Here is a 16,366-nt window from a genome sequence, read left to right as displayed (position 1 = left end):
GCCATGTTACGGCAGCGTATAGGCGATTACATAGTCGCCCGGCTTGGTGCCGACCGAACCGTGCCCGCCGGCAACAATGACGACATATTGCTTGTTATCATCGGTCATATAGGTCATCGGTGTCGCCTGGCCGCCGGCCGGAAGCCGGGCTTCCCAGAGTTGGCGGCCGTTCGTCACGTCGTAGGCGCGCAGATAATTGTCGACGGCGGCACCCAGGAAGGCGACGCCGCCCTTGGTCATCATTGGCCCGCCGATACCGGGCACGCCGACCTTGAAGGGCAGGGGCAGCGGCGTCATGTCATGCACCGTGCCGTTCTTGTGCATATAGGCGATGCGGCCGGTGCGCAGATCGACGCCTGCCACATAGCCCCATGGCGGCGCCTGGCAGGGGATCTTCAGAGGCCCGAGGAAAGGCCCCATGAACACGCCGTAGGGCGCGCCGTCATTGCGATTGAGACCCTGTTCGCTGCCCTTCTGATCCTGCCCGCGCGGCGGAATGTCAGCTGCCGGCACCAGGCGGGAGGTGAAGGCGAGGTAGGTCGGCATGCCGAACATCACCTGCCGCTCAGGATCGACCGCAACCGAGCCCCAGTTGAAGGTGCCGAAATTGCCGGGATAGACGATCGTTCCCTGCAGCGAAGGCGGCGTATAGCGGCCTTCATATTTGTAGCGGTGGAACTCGATGCGGCAGGCGAGCTGATCGAACAGCGAGATACCCCACATGTCCTTTTCCTGCAGCGGTTCCGGCGAGAAGGTGAGATCGGAGATCGGCTGCGTCGGCGCGGTATGATCCTCGGGGATCGCTCCGCCTGGCGCCGGGATTTCTTTGAAAGGAATGATCGGCTGGCCCGTGCGCCGGTCGAGCACGTAGATATCGCCCTGCTTGGTGGATGCCACCAGTGCCGGCACCGACGTTCCGTCCTGCTTCGTCAGGTCGAGCAACACCGGCTGTGCCGGCACGTCCATGTCCCAGAGATCGTGATGGACGAACTGCTGCACCCAGCGCAGCTGTCCGGTATTGATGTCGAGCGCCACGACCGAGGAGGAGAATTTCTCGACATTCTCGCTGCGGTTCATGCCGAGCTGGTCGGGCACCTGGTTGCCGAGCGGGATATAGACCATGCCGAGCTGTTCATCGACGCTGAAGACCGACCAGCTGTTTGGCGAATTCGTCGTGTAATGCTGGCCCTCCGGCAGCGGCGTTGTCTGGTCCGGATTGCCGGAATCCCAGTTCCACAGCAACGCACCGCTGTTGATGTCGTAGGCGCGGATGACGCCCGATTGTTCCTGCGTGGAATAGTTGTCGTTTACCGCGCCGCCGATGATGAGCTTTCCGGCGACAGCGACCGGCGGCGAGGTTGAGTAATAATAACCGGCTGGATTATACTGCATGCCGGTCTGCAACTGCAGCACGCCCTGATTGGCAAAGCTGGTGCAGACCTGCCCGTTGGTGGCATCGAGCGCGATCAGCCGCGCATCCGAGGTCGGCAGATAGACGCGCTCCTTGCAGGGTTGGCCGGCAGCGGTCGCCGCATCGCTGTAATAGGTGACGCCGCGGCAGGTCTGGTGCTGCCGGTCCGGGTTCATGCCGGAATTGGCGTCATATTTCCATTTCTGCTGCCCTGTCTTGGCATCGAGCGCGATCGCCCAATTGTGCGGCGTGCAGAGATAAAGTGTGTTGCCCACTTTCAGCGGCGTCACCTGATACGTCGTTTCGCTGACGTCGTCAGGGCGCTTCACGTCGCCAGTCTGATAACGCCAGGCCTCTTTCAGGCTGGAAACATTCTGCACAGTGATCTGATCGAGCGGCGAATAACGCTGACCGTAGGGCGTGCGGCCATATTGGTGCCATTCGCCGTCAGGCACATTGCCGCCGAAGACAGGCGTTGCAGTGGCTGCCTGCGTCGGCAGATCGCCGGCGAGGTCGTGCGGATCCGTCGTCATCGAATAGACGGCGACGATGATGGCGGCGATGACCGGAATGGCGAGAGGCCAGGGGTTGGCGCCGTAATACGCGCCTGTCGGGCTGCGGAAACCGAGCGGCCGACGGATCCATGGTGTCAGCAGCCAGAGCCCGAAGAGGATGATGACGCCGCCGCGCGGGCCGAGTTGCCACCAGTCGAACCTCACCTCCCAGATCGCCCAGGCAAGCGCCACGACCACGAGCGCTGCATAGACCCAGAGCGCTGCCGCCTTGCGCATGAGCAGCAGGCCTGCCGTCAACAGGAACATCAGTCCCGCAAAGAGATAGAAAACGCTGCCGCCGAGTGTGACGAGCCAAAGCCCGCCAGTGCCTAGCGCCAGGCCGAAGATGATGAAGAGAATGGAAGTAATGACGATTGCCATAAGGCAGTCTCCCGCTGGTTAGCCGGATCGGAGGGTGGCTAAAAACATACGCCGATCAGGCAGATAGAGCGGGAGGCCTGCCTTTCAACCGCCACATTTGGCGGCGGTTGAACTGCCGCACTAGTTCGTTTTTGCAAGCTCGCGGTCGATCGCCGAGAGCAGGCGGTTGTCATCCGCCGTCACGTCGGGGGCGAAACGGGCAACGATCTTGCCGTTACGCCCGACGAGGAATTTCTCAAAATTCCAGAGTATTTCGCTGTCGTCGCCGGCAAAGCCGGCGCCCTTCAGCCGCTCGCGCATCGGCCCTTCGCCGGTCGTTTCCACGCCCGAACTCGTCAAGGTCTTGTAGAGCGGGTGCTTGTCCGGCCCCTTGACCGAGATCTTCGAGAACATCGGGAAATCGACGCCGAAGGTGCTGGTGCAGAAATCCAGGATTTCTGCATCCGTGCCCGGCTCCTGGCCCTTGAAGTCGTTGGCCGGGAAACCGGCGACGACGAAGCCGCGTTCGCGCTTGTCGGCATAAAGCTTTTCGAGCCCTTCATATTGCACTGTCAGCCCGCATTTGGAGGCGACGTTGACAATGAGCAGCACCTGGCCACGATATTCACCGAGCGTCGTCTCGCGCCCCTGAACGGTCTTGACGGGAATATCGAGGAGGTCGGTCATCATTATCTCCAGTAGTATGGCCGGTTTGATAGGGAATTGGTTGAAATCAGGTCCCGCAGAAAGTCTGGAGCACCCGCTCTTCGGGCTTTGGCGGGTCCATATAGGCCGCGAACGCCGGCTGCTCCTCATAAGGGTTCGAAAGAACGGTCAGCAGCGCTTCGAACAGCGAGAAATCGCCGTCCTCAACCCCCGCTTCGATCGCCTGCTCGACACGATGATTGCGCGGAATGAAGGCCGGATTGACCCGCTTCATCGCCGCAGCTCGCTCCGTGGATGTCTGCGGATCACGCGAGATCCGCTCGCGCCATTGGCCGAGCCACTCGGCGGTAGCCGCCGGTTCGCGGAAGTTCGAGGCGAAAACACTTTCCGCCTCCCGATCATCGGCAAGCGTGGAAAGCCGCCGGAAGGTCAGCGTGAAATCCGCGCCCTGTGCCTGCATCAAGGCCAGCAGCGCCTGGATCAGCTCCAGATCGCCGTCCTCGGCGGAAACAAGGCCGATCTTGCCGCGCATGCCCTGCAGCCAATAGGCGTGAAAGCGTTCGCCATAGGCCTTGATGATGGCGTTGGCATGCTCGATCGCCTTGTCACTGTCGGCGTCGATCAGCGGCAACAACGCTTCGCCAAGCCGCGCAAGGTTCCATTGCCCGATGCCCGGCTGGTTGGCATAGGCATAGCGCCCGCGCTGGTCGATCGACGAGAAGACCGTCATCGGATCGTAGGCATCCATGAACGCGCAGGGACCGAAATCGATCGTCTCGCCTGAGATTGTCATATTGTCGGTGTTCATCACCCCGTGGATGAAGCCGACCTGCAGCCAGCGGGCAATCAGCGACGCCTGCCGGTCGCAGGCCGCCTCATAGAGGGAGAGATAGGGATTTTCCGCGGCCTTGAGCTCGGGATAATGGCGTTCGATGACATGATCGGCGAGCGTTTTGATGCCGTCCTCGTCTCCGGTCGCGCCGAGATACTGGAAGGTGCCGACACGGATATGGCTTGCCGCCACGCGCGTGAAGACCGCGCCGGGCAGGATATCCTCGCGCCTGACGCCTTCGCCTGTCAGAACGGCAGCAAGCGCCCGTGTCGCCGGAATGCCGAGCGCAAACATCGCCTCGCTGATGATATATTCCCGCAGGACCGGACCGAGCGCTGCCCGCCCGTCACCGCGGCGCGAAAAAGGCGTCTGCCCCGCGCCCTTGAGCTGGATGTCGCGGCGCTCTCCTTTACGGTCGATGACCTCCCCAAGCAGGATCGCCCGCCCGTCGCCGAGCAGCGGCACGAACTGCCCGAACTGGTGGCCGGCATAGGCCATCGCCAGCGGTTCGGCCCCCTCGGGGACAAGATTGCCGGAAAAGATCGCCGGGCCATCGCGTTTCAGGATGTCGACATCAAGCCCCAATTCTCTGGCCAGCGGCTCATTGAGCTTGATGAGCCGCGGCTCCGCCACCTGCGTCGGCGCCTGCATGGCAAAGAAACGCTGCGGCAGCCGGGCATAGCTGTTGTCGAAGCCGAAGGCCGTATCCGGCCGGTTTTTTTGGAGCGCGGAGGTCATGGCTAATAGGTAGGGCTGGGGGTGGGGCCACGCAAGCCGATTCTGATCTCAAATCGTTCCTTCACGAAGGGCAAAGAAGTGCAAGGAATGGTGATCTGTCTTTACCTCTCGTCAAAGCAGATTTGCCATAAAAGACATAGCGCTGCCATGATTGCAGGCGTATAGCCAATCATCTCCCCTTGGCATCATTGCCATGTCATCCCCCGCGGCCCTGTCGCCCCGTGTGCTCCGCCGTGCCACTGCGAGTGATCCCTGACGATGTCGGATCAGATTTATCATGCGCCGATGGTCCGGCGCGCAGCACCCAATTTCCGGGTGATCGCGATGATTGTCGCGAGTGCCATGCTCATGGAAAACGTCGATGCAACCGTGCTGGCGACCGCGCTGCCGACAATGGCGCGCGATTTCGGTGTCGGTGCCCCGGCGATGTCGATCGCACTGACCTCTTACCTGCTCAGTCTGGCGATCTTCATTCCGGCCAGCGGCCGCATGGCCGACAGTTTCGGTTCCCGCACCGTCTTCCGCTCGGCAATCGCTGTCTTCGTTATCGGCTCCATCCTCTGTGCTCTCGCTCCGACCCTGCCGTTCCTGGTTCTCGCCCGCCTGCTGCAAGGTATCGGTGGCGCCATGATGATGCCCGTCGGCCGGCTCGTGTTGATGCGCAGCGTCGACCGCAAAGATATGGTGAGCGCCATGTCCTGGCTCCTTGTGCCGGCGCTGATCGGCCCGATCGTCGGCCCGCCGCTCGGCGGCTTCATCGTCACCTATCTCGACTGGCGCTGGATCTTCTACATCAACGTGCCGATCGGCATCATCGGCATGATCTTCGTGTCAATCTATATCGACGAGGTGAAGGGCAAGGCCGCTGGTCCCTTCGATACGATCGGCTTCATTCTCTCGGGCATCTCGCTCGGCTCGCTGCTCTTCGGTTTCGAATTGTCGAGCCATGAAGGGGAGGCGTCGTTATCGATCCTCCTTATCGCCACTGGCCTGCTTTTCGGCATCGCCTATCTGCGCCATGCCCGCAAGCATCCGGCGCCGATAATGGATTTCTCGCTGATGAAGGTGCCAAGCTTCGGCACGTCTGTCATTGCCGGTTCGCTGACCCGCATCACCCAGGGCGCGCAGCCTTTCCTGCTGCCGCTGCTCTTCCAGATCGGCTTCGGGCTTTCGGCTGCCGCAGCCGGCCAGATCGTCATTTCAACCGCGCTCGGCGCGCTGTTCATGAAGCCGCTGGCAAAGGCCGTCTTCCGCCGCGTCGGTTTTCGTCGAAGCCTGATCATCAACGGCATTCTCGGCACGATCGGCTACGGTCTCTGCGCCGCCTTCCGGCCGGACTGGCCGATGCCGCTGATCTTCATCGCGCTGGTGCTGAGCGCCTTCTTCATGTCGTTCCAGTTCACCGCTTATAATACCATCGCCTATGACGAGATCGGTCAGGATCGCATGAGTTCGGCGACGAGCTTCTACACGACTTTCCAGCAGCTCATGCTTTCGCTCGGCATCTGCATTGGTGCGCTGGCGCTGCACGGTTCCATGGCCTTCAGCGGTGTCGAAACGCCTGAGCTAGGCGATTTCTCCGCGGCCTTCATCGTCGTCACGCTGATCTCGATCTGTGCCACGTTCTGGAACCTGCGCTTCTCGCCGACCGCCGGCGAGGAGATCAGCGGTTACAGGAGCAAACAGGCGAAAGGCGCCGCAGCCAGAAGCTGAGGCGCCTTCCTCTCTTCAGAGGCCGACAAGCTCTCGCAATCGCTTGCGTCGCGACAGGTGATGCCTCTCGCGCTGGTCCGCCTGAGGCCCGTTGGCCCTGCGGCTGTCGATGCCCTCGATGGCGTCAAGATCGATATCCTGCAACGCCAGTGGCCACTGTCTGTTATTACGAACGCCTCTTCGACCGGGAAATACAGGAAACCAATCGAAACGCCGTGCTTGCCTGGCGCCGCCGCTTTGGCCGCATGTTCCGCGAGGTCATGGAGGTTTACACGCCGCGCGAACCCGTCGATGTCGACCAGCTTGCCGATCTGGTTTCCTCGGTGCTGGAAGGCGGCAAATACGCTTGCCGAACAGGTACTCATGCTGCGCACCTTCGTGAAGATATTGTTCCTGCCCGCGACCGAACCTCCCCTCGTTGCCGTGAGGCGCGAGCAGCTCTATGGAACAGCCGGCGACAGCGATCGGCTGTAGGTGCGCTCGTTTTCTCCCCGCAGGGAACCGATAGGTGCCTGCGCGGTTATGCCCCGCAGCGCAAACCGAAGGGAGAGCAGGCAATGGCCAGCCCAATCAGCGACGATAAGACCTTCCATGATCCCCGTGGCAAATTTCCAAAGCCGCCCTTTCCGTCGCAGACCCAGCCCTTTCCGGGGCTTGCCCGCGACATGGAGCCGAAGCCGGACCATGGCGAGACGAGTTATCGGGGCAGCGGCCGCCTCAAGGGCCGCAAGGCACTGATCACCGGCGGCGATTCCGGCATGGGTCGCGCCGCAGCAATCGCCTATGCCCGCGAAGGGGCCGATGTCGCGATCAGCTATCTTCCGGATGAGGAGCCCGATGCCCGCGAGGTGATCGAGCTGATCAAAAAAGAAGGGCGTATTGGAGTCGGACTTCCCGGCGATCTCAGGGATGAAGAATACTGCCGCAAGATCGTCGCCGAAACTGTGCGCCAGCTCGGCGGACTCGATATTCTCGTCAATAATGCCGGACGACAGCAGCAGCGTCAGTCGCTTGCCGATATCTCCAGCGAGGATTTCGATGCAACGATGAAAACCAATATCTATGCAATGTTCTGGTTGACGAAGGCGGCGTTGCCTCACTTGCGCGAGGGATCGGCGATCATCCAGACGACGTCGGAACAGGCCTACGACCCTTCACCCAATTTGGTCGACTACGCCATGACCAAGGCGGCGATGATGAATTTCACCAAATCCATGGCCAAGCAGCTGGGGCCGAAAGGTATCCGCGTGAACGGCGTCGCGCCCGGCCCAATCTGGACACCGCTGCAGGTCAGTGGCGGTCAGACGCAGGAAAAGCTGGTCAAGTTCGGCGGCAATACGCCACTCGGACGGCCCGGTCAGCCGGCCGAGCTCGCCTCAATCTACGTGCAGCTTGCCGCTGCCGACGCGAGCTATGCAAACGGTCAGATCTATGGTGCGGCAGGCGGCAGCGGACAGCCCTAGCGGCCTTCCATCTGAGCTGCCATGTCGGCCAGCTTGCGCACGGTGTTGAGGTTGCGGGAGGTGCCGGTTTTTAGCGCCGGCAGCTTCAGCTTCGATCGGCCGGAACCGTTGGGATAATGCACATAGATTTCGCGGCCAGCGAGCTTTGCTTCCTCGCGATCGGGCGCCACCATCTTTTCCAAAGCATCTTTGGGTGCCGCTTGCGGCAGGAAATAGACGAGCAGGAAATTCGGCTTGGCTTCGGGGAAAGGCGCATCGGCGATGATGGCATCGAGTTCTCTACGACTGCGCACCATAACGCCGGGCCGTTTTCCCAGCTTTTTCCCGAGGGCCTCGTCGAGCTTCTCCTCGACTGCTTTTTCGGCCTCATCCGAGCGGAACAGCACATTGCCGCTCTGGATGTAGGTCTTCACATCGGCAAAGCTGAGCTCTTCGCAGATTGTCTTCAGTTCGGTCATCGGCAGGGAGCCGGTGCCGCCGACATTCACTGCTCGTAGCAGCGCGATATAGACGGACATTTCTGCCTCCCTTGATTGCGTGGCGTGCGCAGGGCACGCCACATCCGACCGTTACATCTTGCCAGCTACCTTGATTGCAAACGCATATTCGAACGCAATCTCTTCCAGCCGCTGGAAGCGTCCGGAAGCGCCGCCATGGCCAGCGTCCATATTGGTCTTGAGCAGGATCGGGGCGCTGCCCGTCGTCTTCTCACGCAGCTTCGCGACCCACTTGGCCGGCTCCCAATAGGTGACGCGCGGGTCCGTCAGGCCGCCGAGGGCCAGGATCGGCGGATAGGATTTCGCGCCGACATTGTCATAGGGCGAATAGGCGGCGATCTGCTCGTATTCTTCGCGGCTCTCGATCGGATTGCCCCATTCCGGCCATTCCGGAGGAGTGAGCGGCAGCGTATCGTCGAGCATCGTATTCAGCACATCGACGAAGGGAACGGCGGCGATGATGCCGGCGAATTTCTCCGGCGCCATGTTGGCAACGGCGCCCATCAGCATGCCGCCGGCCGATCCGCCCTCGGCGATGATACCAGCGTAAGACGTGAACTTCTCCTGATTCAGATAGTCAGCAGCAGCGATGAAGTCCTTGAAGGTGTTGGTCTTCTTGTCCATCTTGCCGTCTTCGTACCAGGCAAAGCCCTTATCCTTGCCGCCGCGGATATGAGCGATGGCATAGACGAAGCCGCGATCGGCGAGCGACAGGCAGTTGGTATTGAAGCCAGCCGGAATGGTGATGCCATAGGCGCCATAGCCATAAAGCAGGCAGGGGGCGGAACCGTCGAGTGGCGTGTCCTTGCGATAGAGCAGGGTGACCGGCACCTTCTCGCCATCCCAGGCGGGTGCGAAGACGCGGCGTGTGACATAGTCGTCGGGATTATGGCCGGAAGGCACTTCCTGCGTCTTCAGGAGCGTGCGCTCGCGGGTGACCATGTTGTAGTCGTAGAGCTGCGAAGGCGTCGTCATCGACGAATAGGAGAAGCGGATGACGTCGGTATCATATTCCGCCGCACCCGAGAGGCCGAGTGAATAGGCCTCCTCGTCAAAAGCGATCGCATGTTCCTCGCCGGTGCGCCGGTCGCGGATCATGATCTGCGGCAGGCCGTCCTTGCGCTCCAGCCACAGCAGATGGCGGGCATAGGCCATGTGGCTGATGATGAGCGTGCCCGGCTTGTGCGGCACGACTTCACGCCAGTTTTCCTTGCCCGGTCTGTCAACCGGCGCTTCCATGATCTTGAAATCCTTGGCGCCGCCGTCATTGGTGAGGATGTAGAAGACATCGCCGCCCTCCGTCAGCGAATATTCGATGCCTTCCTCGCGTACGGCGACCAGCTTCGGCTCTGCCATCAGATCCTTGGTCGACAGCAGCCGGTATTCGCTGGTCTCGTGGTCATGGATGTCGATATAAATGAAATCGTCGAGCAGCGAACCGCCGACGCCCATGAAGAAGCCGGCATCCTCTTCCTCGTAGACCAGCCGGTCTTCGCTCTGCAGCGTGCCGATGACATGGTGGAAAATTTTCGACGGACGATGGTTCTCGTCGAGCGCTGAATAGAAAAAGCTCTTGCCGTCGGGAGCCCAGACCCCGCCGCCGCCGGTATTCTCGATGAGATCGGGCAGATCCTCGCCGGTCGCAAGATCGCGCACACGCAGTGTGAAAAATTCCGAACCCTTGTCGTCATAGCCCCAGATGCCGCGGCTGTGGTCGGTGCAATGGTCGAGGCCGGCGAGGCGGAAATAGGCCTTGCCGGCGGCTTCCTTGTCGCCGTCGAGCAGGATGGTGCGGATCGTCTCGTCCTTCATGTCGCCGTCGCGCGGGATGCGGAAATAGCGCGGCTGCTCGCCACCGGTCACGTAAGACGTGCCATAGGCGTAAGCGCCGTCCTTCGTCGGCACGGAACTGTCGTCTTCCTTGATGCGCCCGCGCATCTCGGCAAACAGGGTCTTCTGCAGCGGCTTGGTGTCCTCCATCGCCGCATTCATGTAGCCGTTTTCGGCTTCCAGATGGGCGCGGATCGCGGGGTCGAGGATCGATGGATCCTTGAACATGGCCTGCCAGTTGTCGGCCCGCAGCCAAGCATAGTCGTCGGTGCGCGTGATCCCGTGACGCGTGTCGGAGACGGGTCTCTTTTCGGCGGCGGGCGGGGCGGGCAGGTTCTTGAAGGCGGTCAAGGAAAGCTCCGTAAAGGCGGTATCGGTGGGCAAGAGATAGAGGTGCTACGGGCTATGATCAAGCACCAGCGGATGAACCGTCTTGGGACAAAATGGCCTGCGCGTTGCCTTGATGTCACCACATTGTTTAAGAATGTCCGCTAGCACTGCGCGAAAATTACACTCGCATCGGGCCCCGGCAAGCTGTCGGCGGCAATATGAAGAATGCATAACAGTAAAGGTTTCTCCGTAATGCCGAAACGTCTGGTCCTGTTTATGTCTATCATGGGCCTTGCCGCCACGTCCTCCTACGCTGTGGACCCTGCCATCAAGAAGCAACTGGAAAAGCTTGATCCCGCCACCCGCCTCGAACAGAGCTGCGATACGGAAGCCATGAGCCGGATCAACAAGGACGGCACCGGCTTCCGGCCTGACAAGGTGATCGCTTACACCTTCAAGGACCCGATCCCGAGCGACGACCGCCTCGAAGCTCCAGGCGCCGTCTTCCGCAGCCAGGGCGACTGGTACCATCTTTCCTATACCTGCATCACCGGTCCGCAACACATCAATGTGCGCGACCTGAAGTACAAGATCGGTGACAAGGTACCGAAGGATAAATGGACGAAATATTACCTCTACGATTGAGACTTCGGCGTGCTCTAGGTCTTTCGTATTTCTTTGGCAGTCACAGCAATGCAGGCACACGAATGCGGGCAGATTGAGACGCGATCTGCCTTTCGCCCGGCGGCATCAGGCCACATGGCCCGCTTTATTTCTTTGCTTTAACATTACCTAAAATATCAAACGAATCTGATTCTTCATGAACCGTCTTCTTCTTGGCTCTGCGCTGCTGCTTGCCACATCGCCGGCATCTGCTACGGAAGTTCCGCCCGCTGTGCCCGCCCATTCCCCCGTCGCCACGGGTCCCAAACTGGTCGAGCCACATCTGCATATCGCTCGCTCGAACCTCGCCGGCCATGCGCGCATCGCGATCACCTTCGATGCCTGCATGGGCGAGGCCGACGAGCGCATCCTCTCGACGCTGGTCAACGAACGCATTCCCGCGACGATCTTCGTCACCGCCCGCTGGTTGAAGCGCAATCCGAAGGCCGTTGCCGTCTTCCTACAGTATCCCGATCTCTTCGAGCTGGAAAATCACGGCGAGAAACACATTCCGGCGATCGACAAGCCGGTGCTGGTCTATGGCATCCCATCCGCCGGTTCGCCCGATGCCGTCAGGCAGGAGGTGGAGGGCGGCGCTGCGGCCATGGTCGCGTCAGGCATTCCTGCACCTCATTGGTTCCGCGGCTCGACCGCCAAATATGATCTCTCCGCCATCGGCCAGATCCGCGCCATGGGTTATCGCATCGCCGGCTATTCCGTAAATGGCGACGGCGGCTCATTGCTCGGCGCGGCGGTGACGGAAAAGCGTATTTCCTCGGCCAAGGATGGCGATGTCGTGATCTCCCACATCAACCAGCCGACCCATGCGGCCGGCGAGGGTGTCGCTAAGGCGCTGGTCGACCTCAAGGCCAAGGGTACGGAGTTCGTTCGGCTGCAGGACGTCGCTGATACAGGCGACGACAAGACGACGGACTAGGCGAAATCGGCGTGTGTCGTCCGATGGTGCTTACTTAGGCAGTTGGGGCTGCGGTCTTTCGTCGATGAGCAATTCGTCGATGATGGTCATGACGACGAGCGAGAGCGGCAACGCCAGCATCGCGCCGACCGCGCCCCACATCCATGTCCAGAAGATGATCGCCAGGAAGACGATGAACGGGTTGATCTCCAGACGCCTGCCCATGACCGCCGGAAAGATCAGATTCTCCATCACAAGGTGGACGGTGAAGAAGGCCGCAGCAGGGATAAGGCCGATGATGAAGCCGTCATGGGTCAGGATGCCACCAATGGCAACGGCGACGGTCATCATCGTGATGCCGAGATAGGGGATGAAACTCGAAAGAAAGGCGAAGAAACCCCAGAGGACAGGCATGGACAGCCCGCCCGCATAGGCGATGACGGTCATCATGAATCCGAGCGCCACGTAAATCAGCGACGCGGTGGCAAAATAGAAGCCAAGCGCCTGTTCCACGGCATTGATGACGCGGATGGCCGCCAACCGCTGCGCACGGGTGCGAAAAGTCATGATGATGGTTTTGCGCAGGCTCACGCGGCTCGCGAGAAAAAGCAGCAGCGCTGCAAAGAAGATCAGCCCCTGCACCAGCGCGGGAGTCAGGTTTGTCGTTACCACATGCAGCACGTTGCCGGTGTTTTCGAGCAGCGCGTCGATGGACATCGGTCCGCTCTGGAAGGTGGCGGGCGTGATGTGCAGCCATTCGATCCGCTCCAGATAGGGCATCATGTGCTGCGCAGTACGGTCGATGAAACCGGGTGCCTCGTTGGCGAGCATCGCCAGAGGTCCGGCAAGCGAATTGATGAGCAGAAAGACAATGAGCGCGACGCCGATGGAAAGGATCGCCGCATTGGCCAAACGCGGCACGCCCATCTTCGAAAGTTTTTCCGCCGCCATACCGAGGATCATGCCGACGACGACGGCGAGGGTAATCGGAATCAGGATCAGCGACATCAGGTAGACGGCGGCAAGCCCCAGAATGCTGAAAATCCCGATGATGGCCCATGCCATGCTGACATCGAGCCCATCCTTCTCGACGCGGCGGATCGGAGCCGACGGAAGCTCTTCCGCCGCCTCCTGAAACGTTCGTGCCCATGCGCTCACATGGCGTTCGCCAAGAGGGGCCTTGCCAGACTGTCTTTTGATGCCATTGGCGATGTCCATGTGTGATCCGTCCCCGAAGCCCCATTGCCTCGCCAATCAACGCGAAAGGGCTGCTGCCGGTTCCGTGGGGCCGGGGAAAGCTACCGGTTCGGAAAATGCTCGACATACGTTTCGCCGGTGCGGCCGAAATAAACTGCGCGGCGACCCAGCAGCGAGACGAGATAGCCCATGCACCCGGCGGCCATGATCCTTTCGCAGAAACCCTTGTAGCTGTAGTCAGCCTCTGCTGCCTGCGCCCACCGCACGGCCTCGGCGATAGCGGCGGAATCGAAGACGTCGGCAACGGGCGGCGTTTCCCCGCCGGTCGCGATCTCGATGTTTCCGCCGTCAGGCAGATAATAGATTTTCACCGCCCGGCGCAGGTCGGTAAAATATCCCTCGAAGCCGGCGCCGGCGAGCGCGCCCAGCACCTGGGAAAAGCTCATACGGTCCTTTTCGGATGCGGCTGTGCATTCTTCGGCAACGATTCTCTGTTGCGCATCCATCTGCGCGCTCCTTTTCTGCGTTTGGGTATAGCTTTGACGGTCTATTCGACTGGTATCGTGCGTATGTCCCGTCGTTCGGCGATGGCCTTCAGCGTGTCCTCGATCATCCGTCTTTCGTCAGGCGGTAGATGGCCGAAATATTCCGCGTCATTGGTGTCTGCGAGAGCCGCCAGTTCCGGCACCAGCCGCCGGCCTTCCGGCGTCAGCGCCAGCGTCTGTGCCCGTCCATCATCGGGGCTGGCATGACGCGCGATCAGCGCCTTGACGATCAGCCGGTCGGCGAGCTTGCTGATCGCGCCCCGCGTCATGCCCATGCGCTCTGCCAGCCGGCTTGGGGCTAGCGCCTCAACATCGTAGAGTTCGCGCATTACGACCCATTCGGCGACGGTGACATCCTTCGCCTCCAGCTTTTTTGCGAATGCCAAGGACACCTGGTTCGAAACCATTCGCATCCAATAACCGAGATGCGACGTCAGGGCTGAAATCGACGGATATTGCATACGCGTCTCCATTTGTTGACTAGGAAACTATATGAATATTGTTTCCTAGTCAACTATCTGGATTAGCGCTGCCGTGCGATGAAGTCCACGAAGGCGCGCAAGGGCGGCGGCATCTGGCGCCGGCTTGGATAATAGAGGTGGAAGCCGGGGAAGGGCGGCGTCCAGTCGTCGAGCATGCTGATCAGCCGGCCGTCGGCGAGATAGTCGGCGACGTGATAATCGAAGAGATAGCCGATGCCGATCCCGTCGAGAACCGCCCGCAGCATCAGATCGTTGTCGGTGGTGCTGAGCGGCCCTGAAACCGACACCTCAAGCTTTTCATCGCCGCGTTCGAATTCCCAGTGATAGAGGCTGCCATCCGTCGGCCAGCGGGAGACGATGCAGGGATGGTCGCGCAGGTCGCGCGGCGTCCCCGGCATGCCGTGACGTGCGACGTAATCGGGCGAGGCAACGACGATGAGCCGCATCTCGCCGCCGAGCTTCACGCTCACCATGTCCTTTTCCACCATCTCGCCCAGCCGGATGCCCGCATCGAAGCGATCTGCGACGATATCGGCGAGTTTGTCCTCGACCACGATATCGATGACGATGTCAGGATAGGCCGCGTGAAAGGGGGCAATCAGCGGCGCCAGCCTGTGGACGATCGCGACCCGTGGCGCGTTGATGCGTAACAGACCGGCCGGTGTATCGCGCAGCGCTGAAACATCCGCCACCGCCTGGTCGAGATCGGCAAGCGCCGGCAGAAGCCGAGCCAGCAACCGCTGTCCCGCCTCGCTCGGCGCCACGCTGCGTGTCGTGCGGTTGAGCAGCCGGATGCCCATCCGCTCCTCGAGTGTGCGGATCGTCTGGCTGAGCGCCGAAGGCGATATGCCGAGGCGCGCGGCCGCACGCGCAAAATTGCCATGCTCGGCCACTGCCGCAAAAGCCTTCAATTCCGCATAGTCGCTGCCGCGCATTATGCTCTCTTTTCTAAACAAGCTATGCTGATAATGTAGCATTGTTGTTAGTATCGGCAAGGCGCATCTTCTGTCTGCAACGACAGGAGATTCCTATGACCGATACATTGTCCCTCGACCGCTACCGTCTGCTCGGCCGTTCCGGCCTGCGCGTCTCGCCGCTGTCGCTCGGCGCCATGACCTTCGGAACCGACTGGGGCTGGGGTGCGGATGAGCAGGAATCGCGCCGCATGTTCGACGCCTATGTCGATCGCGGCGGTAATTTCATCGATACCGCCAACCAATATACCAGCGGCACCTCCGAAAAACTTGTCGGCCGCTTTGCCGAAGGCCGCCGCGATGAGCTTGTCATCGCCACCAAATATACGATCACCTCGCGTCCGAAGGATCCGAATTCCGGCGGCAACCATCGCCGCAGCATGGTCCGCTCGGTGGAAGACAGCCTGAAGCGGCTGAACACCGATTATATCGATCTCTTCTATCTGCACGCCTGGGACTTCACGACCTCGGTCGAGGAAGTGATGCGCGGTTTGGACGACCTCGTGCGTGCCGGCAAGATTGTCTACGCCGGCATTTCCGATACACCTGCCTGGCAGGTCGCGCGCATGCAGACGCTTGCCGACCTGCGCGGCTGGGCACCGCTGGTGGCTCTGCAGATCGAATACAGCCTGATCGAGCGCACGGTGGAGCGTGATCTGATCCCGATGGCGCATGAGCTCGGCCTCGGCGTCATCCCCTGGTCGCCGCTCGGCATGGGCGTCCTGACCGGCAAATATAGCCGCGCCGATCTCGATATCGGTGGTGGCACGGCGAGCGCTGTCGGCACCCGCAAGAATGTCGCCGCCGGCAACGGTTCGCTGACGGAGCGCAATCTCGGTATCGCCGATGTGGTGAAGGAGATCGCCGCCGACATCGGCAGGACGCCGGCACAGGTGGCGATCGCCTGGACGCTCACTAATCCGGCGATCACCTCGCCGATCATGGGCGTGAAGACGATGGCCCAGCTCGAAGACAATCTGGGCGCACTCGATGTCGTGCTGTCGGATGAGCATCGCGCCCGCCTCGCCGAGGCAAGCGCCATCGTCCTCGGCTTCCCGCATGATTTTCTCGCCAAGCCACTCACGCGCGGCGTCATGTTCGGCGAAGTGACGATTGAGCCCCGTCGTTGAAGTCTGAGGCATGCAAATGAAAATGGCGCCGGAAGCGGCGCCATTTGTCGTCTGGATGCTGCGCT

Annotated in this window: 14 protein-coding genes and 1 pseudogene; 6 read left to right on the top strand and 9 right to left on the bottom strand. The window is 61.0% G+C overall.

The annotated features are described in order from the left end of the window. Positions 1–6: 6 nt before the first annotated feature. The 3 genes from FHX08_RS11970 to FHX08_RS11960 form a co-directional block, all read right to left on the bottom strand. A complete protein-coding gene (locus FHX08_RS11970; RefSeq protein ID WP_132652110.1) occupies positions 7–2,346 on the bottom strand; it encodes a glucose/quinate/shikimate family membrane-bound PQQ-dependent dehydrogenase in 2,340 nt (779 codons plus the stop codon). A 120-nt stretch (positions 2,347–2,466) separates the two neighbouring features. After that, on the bottom strand, positions 2,467–3,015 hold the full coding sequence (locus FHX08_RS11965) for a glutathione peroxidase (protein ID WP_132652109.1): 549 nt from the start codon (positions 3,013–3,015) through the stop codon (positions 2,467–2,469). Positions 3,016–3,058: 43 nt separating this feature from the next. Beyond that, positions 3,059–4,561: a protein adenylyltransferase SelO gene (locus FHX08_RS11960; protein ID WP_132652108.1), complete on the bottom strand. Its 1,503-nt coding sequence runs from the start codon at positions 4,559–4,561 to the stop codon at positions 3,059–3,061. Positions 4,562–4,819: 258 nt separating this feature from the next. Here FHX08_RS11960 and FHX08_RS11955 point away from each other — a divergent pair, with 258 nt between their 5' ends. The 3 genes and pseudogenes from FHX08_RS11955 (at position 4,820) to FHX08_RS11945 (ending at position 7,737) form a co-directional block, all read left to right on the top strand. Continuing rightward, complete coding sequence (locus FHX08_RS11955) at positions 4,820–6,274, top strand: MDR family MFS transporter (protein WP_132652107.1); 1,455 nt, start codon at positions 4,820–4,822, stop codon at positions 6,272–6,274. Between the two features lie 134 nt (positions 6,275–6,408). Then, positions 6,409–6,748: pseudogene (locus FHX08_RS31940) on the top strand (TetR/AcrR family transcriptional regulator); the annotation flags it as partial. An 83-nt stretch (positions 6,749–6,831) separates the two neighbouring features. Next, the gene (locus FHX08_RS11945) at positions 6,832–7,737 is read left to right on the top strand and encodes an SDR family oxidoreductase (RefSeq protein ID WP_132652106.1); all 906 of its coding nucleotides are present in this window, start codon (positions 6,832–6,834) and stop codon (positions 7,735–7,737) included. Here FHX08_RS11945 and FHX08_RS11940 read toward each other — a convergent pair. Both FHX08_RS11940 and FHX08_RS11935 read right to left on the bottom strand, forming a co-directional pair. Beyond that, a complete protein-coding gene (locus FHX08_RS11940) occupies positions 7,734–8,255 on the bottom strand; it encodes a DUF1697 domain-containing protein (RefSeq protein ID WP_132652105.1) in 522 nt (173 codons plus the stop codon). The genes FHX08_RS11945 and FHX08_RS11940 overlap by 4 nt on opposite strands. Positions 8,256–8,306: 51 nt before the next feature. Continuing rightward, complete coding sequence (locus FHX08_RS11935; RefSeq protein ID WP_184327204.1) at positions 8,307–10,415, bottom strand: S9 family peptidase; 2,109 nt, start codon at positions 10,413–10,415, stop codon at positions 8,307–8,309. Positions 10,416–10,646: 231 nt separating this feature from the next. Between FHX08_RS11935 and FHX08_RS11930 the strand changes: the two genes are divergently transcribed. Then, positions 10,647–11,039, top strand: coding sequence for a DUF930 domain-containing protein (locus tag FHX08_RS11930; RefSeq protein ID WP_132652103.1), 393 nt, complete (start codon positions 10,647–10,649; stop codon positions 11,037–11,039). A gap of 175 nt (positions 11,040–11,214) precedes the next feature. Then, entirely contained in the window at positions 11,215–11,994 is a 780-nt protein-coding gene (locus FHX08_RS11925) for a polysaccharide deacetylase family protein (protein ID WP_132652102.1), read from the top strand. 30 nt (positions 11,995–12,024) lie between these two features. On the opposite strand, the gene FHX08_RS11920 is transcribed toward FHX08_RS11925, so the two are convergent. From FHX08_RS11920 to FHX08_RS11905, 4 genes are all read right to left on the bottom strand, one after another. Further along, a complete protein-coding gene (locus tag FHX08_RS11920; protein WP_132652101.1) occupies positions 12,025–13,191 on the bottom strand; it encodes an AI-2E family transporter in 1,167 nt (388 codons plus the stop codon). 80 nt (positions 13,192–13,271) lie between these two features. Next, positions 13,272–13,676 (bottom strand): DUF1398 family protein, encoded by a 405-nt coding sequence (locus tag FHX08_RS11915; RefSeq protein WP_132652100.1) that lies wholly within the window; start codon positions 13,674–13,676, stop codon positions 13,272–13,274. 41 nt (positions 13,677–13,717) lie between these two features. After that, complete coding sequence (locus FHX08_RS11910; protein ID WP_132652099.1) at positions 13,718–14,176, bottom strand: MarR family winged helix-turn-helix transcriptional regulator; 459 nt, start codon at positions 14,174–14,176, stop codon at positions 13,718–13,720. Between the two features lie 62 nt (positions 14,177–14,238). Then, positions 14,239–15,132 (bottom strand): LysR family transcriptional regulator, encoded by an 894-nt coding sequence (locus FHX08_RS11905; RefSeq protein WP_132652098.1) that lies wholly within the window; start codon positions 15,130–15,132, stop codon positions 14,239–14,241. A gap of 95 nt (positions 15,133–15,227) precedes the next feature. Here FHX08_RS11905 and FHX08_RS11900 point away from each other — a divergent pair, with 95 nt between their 5' ends. Further along, positions 15,228–16,301 carry an aldo/keto reductase gene (locus FHX08_RS11900; protein ID WP_132652097.1) on the top strand — a complete coding sequence of 358 codons (1,074 nt, stop codon included), beginning with the start codon at positions 15,228–15,230 and terminating at the stop codon, positions 16,299–16,301. The last annotated feature ends 65 nt before the right edge of the window (positions 16,302–16,366 follow it).

The organism is Rhizobium sp. BK529, assembly GCF_014194105.1.
Lineage (GTDB): Bacteria > Pseudomonadota > Alphaproteobacteria > Rhizobiales > Rhizobiaceae > Rhizobium.
The sequence above is the reverse complement of the archived record's forward strand: the minus strand, read 5'-3'. Positions and strand labels throughout refer to the sequence as shown.